This is a genomic window from Mesorhizobium sp. M0621, from assembly GCF_040320745.1.
In the GTDB taxonomy this organism is placed as follows: domain Bacteria; phylum Pseudomonadota; class Alphaproteobacteria; order Rhizobiales; family Rhizobiaceae; genus Mesorhizobium.
This window is the reverse complement of the sequence record NZ_JAMYQF010000053.1, coordinates 41275-49466: the sequence shown is the minus strand read 5'-3', so window position 1 is coordinate 49466 and position 8192 is coordinate 41275. Positions and strand designations below refer to the sequence as shown.

General features: G+C 64.1%; 5 protein-coding genes. 2 read left to right on the top strand and 3 right to left on the bottom strand.

The window, feature by feature from the left end:
• The first annotated feature begins 310 nt into the window (after positions 1–310).
• On the top strand, positions 311–1012 hold the full coding sequence (locus NKI38_RS27050) for an antitoxin Xre/MbcA/ParS-like domain-containing protein (protein WP_352663074.1): 702 nt from the start codon (positions 311–313) through the stop codon (positions 1010–1012).
• Positions 1013–1040: 28 nt separating this feature from the next.
• Here the strand turns inward: NKI38_RS27050 and NKI38_RS27045 are convergent, their stop codons facing one another.
• Together NKI38_RS27045 and NKI38_RS27040 are read right to left on the bottom strand one after the other, a co-directional pair.
• Positions 1041–2132 carry a GGDEF domain-containing protein gene (locus NKI38_RS27045; RefSeq protein ID WP_352663071.1) on the bottom strand — a complete coding sequence of 364 codons (1092 nt, stop codon included), beginning with the start codon at positions 2130–2132 and terminating at the stop codon, positions 1041–1043.
• Between the two features lie 181 nt (positions 2133–2313).
• The gene (locus tag NKI38_RS27040) at positions 2314–4593 is read right to left on the bottom strand and encodes an NADP-dependent malic enzyme (RefSeq protein ID WP_352663068.1); all 2280 of its coding nucleotides are present in this window, start codon (positions 4591–4593) and stop codon (positions 2314–2316) included.
• Between the two features lie 213 nt (positions 4594–4806).
• Between NKI38_RS27040 and mutS the strand changes: the two genes are divergently transcribed.
• Positions 4807–7536, top strand: coding sequence for a DNA mismatch repair protein MutS (gene mutS / locus NKI38_RS27035; protein WP_352663065.1), 2730 nt, complete (start codon positions 4807–4809; stop codon positions 7534–7536).
• On the opposite strand, the gene NKI38_RS27030 is transcribed toward mutS, so the two are convergent.
• Positions 7537–8127, bottom strand: coding sequence for a methyltransferase family protein (locus tag NKI38_RS27030; RefSeq protein WP_352663062.1), 591 nt, complete (start codon positions 8125–8127; stop codon positions 7537–7539).
• Positions 8128–8192 lie beyond the last annotated feature (65 nt).

Here is an 8192-nt window from a genome sequence, read left to right as displayed (position 1 = left end):
GGCGCGACATCGAGGGCTCCGCAAATCACGAAGCCCCTCATGAATCACATTCGCATCCCATACGCACCTCCCGTTAACCCGAAGCGATTGCCCTGTGCCCTCACCGTCGCGCGGTTGTCACACATCGCACCTACACGCAGTCGAGGCGCCCTGCGACTGACATTTCGGGCGCCAATAGCCAGTTGGGGTGTCGAAAATGCAAGACAGCAAACTGTCGGGCCGCTGTATCTGTTGCCGCGATTTCCGCTTTCCGCACTAGAAGTTCAACAACCGGCCGCTGGGAGGAGCGCGCGGCCCGGAAGACAGATGCATGAACAAATTTCTGATCCAGGACATCAAGCAGGACGACTTCGCAGAGATGGTCGCGGAGGACATCGAACGCGCGCTTGCCCACTATGACGAGGCCATCAACAATCTCACCATGGTCTCGGTCGGCAAGATCGCCGGCAGCATAGCGTCCGCCGTCACCTTGCTGTCGCCGAAGCACCAGCGCGCCATCGACGCCATCCATGCCGACCTTCCCGGCCTGGCCTCGAAATTCGTGCGCGCGCTGGCGGCTGAGGCCGCGCGCCGCAGCGAAGCCGGTATTGCTGGCGCGACAAATCCGACGATCATCCTGTTGGCCAATGTTGAGCCCCCTTCGCTCCCAAAGTCCGACGATCTCGAATCGATGCTGATCGAGGACTGGGCCGGCCGCGTCGCCGGATCGACCTATCTGGAAGAAAATTTGCGCATCGCCCGCTCGACCCTGCATCGTTGGCAAAGGCGGGGCGAGGTCATCGCCTTGCGCAAGGGCGGCCGCAAGCATGTCTTCCCGCTGGCGCAGTTCGTCGACGGCAGGCCGGTCGCGGGCATCCCTGGGGTGCTGTCCCAGATCAGCAATCCGAGGCTGGCCTGGCTATGGCTGACGCGCCCCTCGGCGCAGCTTGACGGCCGCGTTCCCATCGACCTGCTGCGGCAGGATCAGGTCGATGACGTCGTCGAGGCTGCACGCGTGTTCGCGCCTGCTTGATGGGCTTTGGTGCAGATCCCTGATAGCGCTACGCGGTCTTGCGAATCGGGTGGCGAGGACCGGACGATGGCTGTTGCGGCGCCATTTCCCTGGCGGTGACCAACCGGTTGCGGCCGCTCTTTTTTCCGATGTACATCAGCCGGTCGGCGAGTGCGATCAGCGCTTCGGAATCGGCGGCTTCCGCCGGATACATGGCCACGCCAACGGTGCAGCCGACCTGGATCTCGCCATTCGGCGTAGGAACCTTGATCCGCAACCTTTCCAAGATGCGTTCAGCGACGCGCACGGCCTTCTGCTGCGCCAGATCGGCGTCGCCCGAGAACAGGAAGGCGAACTCGTCACCGCCAAGCCGGGCGACGAAATCGACGCTGCGCAGAATCGAGCGAAGCTGGCTCGAGACGCGCTGCAGCAGCGCATCGCCGGCCTCGTGGCCGAGCGTGTCGTTGACTTGCTTGAACCGGTCGAGGTCGATGAACAGAAGACCGGCCGCCTCGCCGGTGGCGCCGCAGCGGGCGACCACCGATTTGAGTTCGTTGTGGAAGGCACGCCGGTTGGGCAGGTCCGTCAACAGATCGTGGTTGGCCGAATGGTCGCTCTGCAGCTTCGCCAGCTCGATCTCGCGCTTTTGCGCGGACAACTCCTCGTTGGCGGTCTTCAGATCCAGCAGCAGCTGCGAATTGAGGTCCTCGACAACCTTGCGGTCGCTGATGTCGACGACGAAGCCCTCCAGGAATTCGAGTTCACCAGTGTCGTCCCAGACACCGCCGCCGATCTCGCGGACCCAGAGCGGTTCGCCGACCTGCGGCACGATGCGGTAGTCGACGTTCCAGTTGCAGCGCGCCTCGAGCGCGGCGTCGACGGCGGCATAGACGGCGGCGAGATCATCCGGGTGGATGGCCGAGACATAGTCGCGCACCGCGTTGTGAATGAAATCGCTCGGCCGATAACCGCTGACGGTGAGTATGCCGTCGCTGATATAGAGCATGGTGTAGGACGCATCGTTGCGGCAGCGGTAGAGATAGCCGTCCATCCGGCCGGTAATGCTGAGCAGCGCATCCAGGCGCTCGTCGTGATAGGCTCCCTGGCCGACCACGGATGCTGGAACTCCGTCAAGCTTCATGCCGCACCCCCGTTTGGCGGTCTGAGCGCGCCGTAAATGCCGTAACGGCAAGTCGGCAGGACATTCCCTATATCAGCTGAATATTATCAATCTCTTATAGGTTGAGGCCCAGCGGCGTCTGGGCGCGACCTCGTTCGAAAGCCGGATCGTTGGCTGTCCGCCCGTTTTGGCGGACGGTTTTTCAAGCCCCCGCTGTATAAGCCGCGATCGCCGCCATGTTGACGATGTCGCTGTCCTTGGCGTTCAGAGACACGATCTGCACAGGCTTGTTCAGCCCGACCAGCAGCGGGCCGATCACCGTCGAGCCGCCGAGTTCCTGCAGCATCTTGGTCGAGATCGAGGCCGAGTGGAACGCCGGCATGATCAGCACATTGGCCGGGCCGGTGAGCCGGATGAACGGATATTGCGCCATGGCGCGGGCGTTGAGGGCGACGTCGGCGGCCATTTCGCCGTCATATTCGAAATCGACGCGGCGCTTGTCGAGGATGCGCACCGCTTCCTGGACGCGTTCGGAGCGCTCGCCCTGCGGATGGCCGAAGGTCGAGTAGGCGAGCATGGCGAGCCTCGGCTCGTAGCCCATGCGGCGTGCAAAGCCTGCGGCCTCCTCGGCGATGTCGGCGATCTGCTCGGCATTCGGCATGTCGTGCACGGCGGTGTCAGCGACGAGGACCGTTTTACCCCGCGCGAGCACGATCGAGACGCCGATAACGCGGTGGCCGGGTTTGGCGTCGATGACGCGACGGATGTCGTCGAGCGCGGTCGAGTAGTTGCGGGTGACGCCGGTGACGATGCCATCGGCGTCGCCCAGCGCCACCATGCAGGCGGCGAAGTGGTTGCGGTCGTTGTTGATCAGCCGCTGGCAGTCGCGGAACAGGAAGCCTTTGCGCTGCATGCGCTCGTAGAGATAATCGGTGTAGACGCCGTTGCGGCGCGACAGCCGTGCATTGATGATCTCGATGCCTTGCTTGTTGAGGTCGATGCCGGCGTGCCTGGCGTTTTCCTTGATGACGTCGTCGCGGCCGAGCAGGATAGCGGTGCCGAGCCGCTGGTTCACATAGGAGACCGCGGCGCGCATGACCTGCTCCTCCTCGCCCTCGGCGAAGACGATGCGCTTGGGCTGGCGGCGTACGCGGTCGTAGATGCGCTGCAGGGTCGAGGCGATCGGGTCGCGGCGGGCGGACAGTTCCTGCGCGTAGCGGTCGAGGTCAAGGATCGGCTTGCGGGCGACGCCGCTATCCATCGCCGCCTTGGCCACCGCGATCGGGATGGCCGAGATCAGGCGAGGGTCGAACGGCACCGGAATGATGTAATTGGGCCCGAATTTCGGCCGATTGCCCTGATAGGCGGCGGCGACGTCGTCGGGCACGTCCTGGCGCGCAAGTGCTGCAAGCGCCTGGGCGGCGGCGATCTTCATGTCGTCATTGATGGTGGTGGCCCTGACATCCAGCGCACCGCGGAAAATGTAGGGGAAGCCGAGCACGTTGTTGACCTGGTTAGGATAGTCGGAACGCCCGGTTGCCATGATGGCGTCGGTGCGGATCTCGGCCACTTCCTCCGGCGTGATCTCCGGGTCGGGATTGGCCATAGCGAAAATGATCGGGTTCTTGGCCATGGACCGCAACATTGCGGTGGTCAGCGCACCCTTGGCGGAAAGACCAAGGAAGACATCGGCGCCGTCGAGCGCCTCGGCGAGGCTACGCGCCTCGGTCTTGACCGCATGCGCCGATTTCCACTGGTTCATGCCTTCGGTACGGCCTTGAAAGACCACGCCCTTGGTGTCGCACAAAATGATGTTTTCGGGCGTGAAGCCCATCGCCTTCATCAATTCGATGCAAGCGATGCCGGCGGCACCGGCGCCGTTGCAGACCATCTTCGTGGTCTTCATGTCGCGGCCGGTGACCTCCAGCGCGTTGATCAGGCCGGCGGACGAGATGATGGCGGTGCCGTGCTGGTCGTCGTGGAAGACCGGGATGTCCATCAATTCGCGCAGCCGCTGCTCGATGATGAAACACTCCGGCGCCTTGATGTCCTCGAGATTGATGCCGCCGAAGGACGGGCCGAGGAACCGCACGCAGTTGATGAACTCCTCGGCGTCCTCGGTATCGACCTCGAGATCGATGGAATCGACATCGGCGAAGCGCTTGAACAGCACTGCCTTGCCTTCCATCACCGGCTTGGAAGCCAACGCGCCGAGATTGCCGAGGCCAAGGATCGCGGTGCCGTTGGAGATGACGGCGACCATGTTGCCGCGTGTCGTGTAGTCGAAGGCGCGGCTGGGGTCCTCGGCGATGGCCAGAACCGGAACCGCGACACCAGGCGAATAGGCGAGACTCAGATCGCGTTGCGTTGCCATCGGCTTGGTGGCGACGACTTCCAGCTTGCCGGGGCGGCCCATGGCGTGGAATTCGAGCGCTTCCTGCGCGCTGACGGATGGACCGTTGTTCTCGGTTTTCCTGGCCATGATGTTCTTGATTTCCTCGCCGGTGCAGCACCTCGTTGAGGCGGGTGCTTTGTTTCGATTCGAATTAAGACCACGCGCCGCCGCGTGTAAACCGCCAGCGCTTGGGAATCGCGGATCGTCCAGGAAATTGCGAACACCCGGTAGCCCGGTCGTCCCCTGCTTTTCGAAGCCCCGGCATTAAACCGCGCGATCACATCTGCTAGCGTGCAGCGCATGAACATGCACAGCCCGAACGAGCCGGACGCCCCCGCTGCGATGACACCGGTGCCCACCGCCCACGCCGGCGCCACGCCGATGATAGAGCAGTTCATCGAGATCAAGGCGGCGAACCCGGACTCGCTGCTGTTCTATCGCATGGGCGATTTCTACGAGCTGTTCTTCGACGATGCCGAGAAGGCGAGCCGGGCGCTGGGCATCGTGCTGACCAAGCGCGGCAAGTACCAGGGGCTCGACATTCCGATGTGCGGCGTGCCGGTGCATGCGGCCGACGATTATCTGCAGAAGCTGATCGGCCAGGGTTTTCGCGTCGCCGTCTGCGAGCAGATCGAGGATCCGGCCGAGGCGAAGAAACGCGGCGGCAAATCGGTGGTGCGCCGCGACGTGGTGCGGCTGGTGACGCCGGGCACCATCACCGAGGACAAATTGCTGGCGCCGTCGGAATCGAGTTTTCTGATGGCGCTGGGGCGCGTGAAGGGTGGCGCCGATCATAGCTTTGCCTTGGCCTGGATCGATATCTCGACCGGCGCCTTTCGCGTCACCGACACCACCGCCGACCGACTGCTGGCCGACATCTTCCGCGTCGATCCGCGCGAGCTGATCGTTGCCGAGCCAGTGTTCCATGATCCGGAGCTGAAGCCGGTGTTCGACGTGCTCGGCCGCGTCGCCAGCCCGCAGCCGCCGTCGCTGTTCGATTCGGCCTCGGCCACCGGGCGCATCGCCCGTTTCTTCGACGTGGCGACGCCGGACAGCTTTGGCGCCTTTTCGCGCGCCGAGCTGTCGGCGATCTCGGGCGCCATCGCCTATGTCGAAAAGACGCAAAAGGCCGAGCGGCCACCGCTGTCGCGGCCCGAGCGCGAGGAGCAGGGCTCGACCCTGTTCATCGATCCGGCGACGCGCGGCAATCTCGAACTGCTGCGCACGCTGTCGGGCAGCCGCGAAGGCTCGCTGTTCAAGGCGATCGACCGGACGGTGACGGGCGGCGGTGCAAGACTGCTCGCCGACAGGCTGATGGCGCCTCTGACCGACCCGGCCGCGATCGGCGCCAGACTGGATTCGGTGTCGTTCTTCCGTTCCGAGACGCGGCTGTGCCAGGCGGTACGGTCGAGCCTGAAGAGCGTCGCCGACATGCCGCGCGCGCTGTCCAGGCTGGCGCTCAACCGTGGCGGCCCGCGCGATCTTGGCGCGCTGCGTGCCGGTTTCGAGGCGGCAGGCGCGATCGCCGAAATCTTTGCCGCGACCGCCCTGCCCCTGGAACTCGCGGCCGCACTCGCCGCCATCCATGCGCTGCCTCGGGCGCTGACCCAGCATTTGACGCAGGCGCTTGGCGAGGAACTGCCGCTGCTCAAGCGCGACGGCGGCTTCGTTCGCGGCGGCTATCACGCCGAACTCGATGAGATGCGGGCGCTGCGCGACGAATCGCGAAAGGTGATCGCCGGGCTGGAGCGCTCGCTGATCGACGAGACCGGCATCCGCTCGCTGAAGATCCGGCACAACAATGTGCTCGGCTACTACATCGAGGTGACCGCCAACCATCATGCGATCATGACCGGCAGCGACGGCGCCAAGGCGCGTTTCATCCACCGCCAGACCATGGCCAACGCCATGCGTTTCACGACGACCGAGCTTGCCGAACTCGAGACCAAGATCGCCAATGCCGCTGACCGGGCGCTCAGCATCGAGTTGGCCGCCTTCGAAACGCTGACGGCGGAAGCGGTCGGCGAGGCAGAAAAGATCCGCTCTGGGGCCGATGCGCTGGCCGTGCTCGACGTGTCGGCGGCGCTAGCGCTTTTGTCGGAAAGCGAAGCCTGGTGCCGGCCGGTGGTGGATTCCAGCCTTGCCTTCGAGATTGCTGGCGGGCGGCATCCGGTGGTCGAGCAGGCCTTGCGCCGTTCGGGCGAAGGCCCATTCGTCGCCAATGATTGCGACCTGTCGCCGGAGGGTAGCTCCAAGAACGGCGCCATCTGGCTTTTGACCGGCCCGAATATGGGCGGCAAGTCGACGTTCCTGCGACAGAACGCGCTGATCGCCATCCTGGCGCAGACCGGCTCGTTCGTGCCTGCGACATCGGCCCATATCGGCGTCGTCGACCGGCTGTTCTCGCGCGTCGGCGCCTCGGACGATTTGGCGCGCGGCCGCTCGACATTCATGGTCGAGATGGTCGAGACGGCTGCGATCCTCAACCAGGCTGGTGAACGGGCACTGGTGATCCTCGACGAGATCGGGCGCGGCACCGCCACTTTCGACGGCCTGTCGATCGCCTGGGCGGCGGTCGAATACCTGCACGAGAAAAACCGCTGCCGGGCGATCTTCGCCACCCATTTCCATGAAATGACCTCGCTCGCCGGCAAGCTGGCGCGGCTGCACAATGTCACCATGCGAGTCAAGGAATGGGAAAACGACGTCGTCTTCCTGCACGAGGTCGGCAAGGGTGCCGCCGACCGCTCCTACGGCGTGCAGGTAGCGCGGCTGGCCGGCCTGCCGGAGGCGGTGGTAGACCGGGCCAAGGAAGTGCTGCACCAGTTGGAGGAAGGCGAGGTTTCCGGCAAGACCAACCGCCTGGTCGACGACCTGCCGCTGTTTTCGGTGGCGGTAAAGCGGGAAGCGCCCAAGCCGGTGAAGAACGACGCGCTGGGCGCGGCGCTGGGTGAGATCAATCCTGACGAGATGACGCCAAGGGAGGCGCTGGAGGCGCTCTACCGGCTGAAGGGGCTGGCGGACCGGTAATCAGAACAATCGGAACATCGGCGTCACCACTCCTGCCGACTGGAGCCAGCCGAGCAATTCGACCGCCAGTATCGCCACAAGGAAGTAAGAGCTGTCGATGGCGGTCCGCCTCAGCGCCACCGAGTCGAACGTGACGGGCGACGGGTCCAAGACGTCGTCGTAATCGCGCCGCAGACGAGGAAAGAAAGCCGGCACGCTTCGACAATAGCACCGATAGGCCTCGCCAAAGATCGTGTCCAGCGCGATCGCTTCGCGCGTCGCGACATAGGAAAAGACCAGATAGGTGAAGGCAAGGAGAAACGCCGAAAGGATCAACGACCCGAATGTCAGCCCGACGCCAGCCAGTCCAAGGGCTGAGAAGAAATAGAGGGGGTTGCGCGTATAGGCATAGGGGCCGGTTGTGACGAGTTCCCGGTTCTTGCGTCCGCCAACATACAGCGATGCCCAGCAGCGACCGCCGATACAGATGAGGATCAGTACGGTACCGAGAAATTCCAGCATTTCGCGAGAGGTGCTGCCTTGCGGCCACCCACTCTCCGCAAACAGGGCCGGCGCCAGGACGACCGGGGCAACCAGCCAAAGGAAGCGCATCCTTCTGCCCTGTTGAAAAGCCGTCGCGGAAAGCGGCATTGGGGACTTTTTCTGCACTTGCGTGA

Coding starts and splice junctions, on each gene's coding strand:
- NKI38_RS27045 (WP_352663071.1), bottom strand. CDS start 2,132: ATGAAGCTTGACGGAGTTCCAGCATCCGTGGTCGGCCAGGGAGCCTAT.
- NKI38_RS27050 (WP_352663074.1), top strand. CDS start 311: ATGAACAAATTTCTGATCCAGGACATCAAGCAGGACGACTTCGCAGAG.
- NKI38_RS27030 (WP_352663062.1), bottom strand. CDS start 8,127: ATGCGCTTCCTTTGGCTGGTTGCCCCGGTCGTCCTGGCGCCGGCCCTG.
- NKI38_RS27040 (WP_352663068.1), bottom strand. CDS start 4,593: ATGGCCAGGAAAACCGAGAACAACGGTCCATCCGTCAGCGCGCAGGAA.
- mutS (WP_352663065.1), top strand. CDS start 4,807: ATGAACATGCACAGCCCGAACGAGCCGGACGCCCCCGCTGCGATGACA.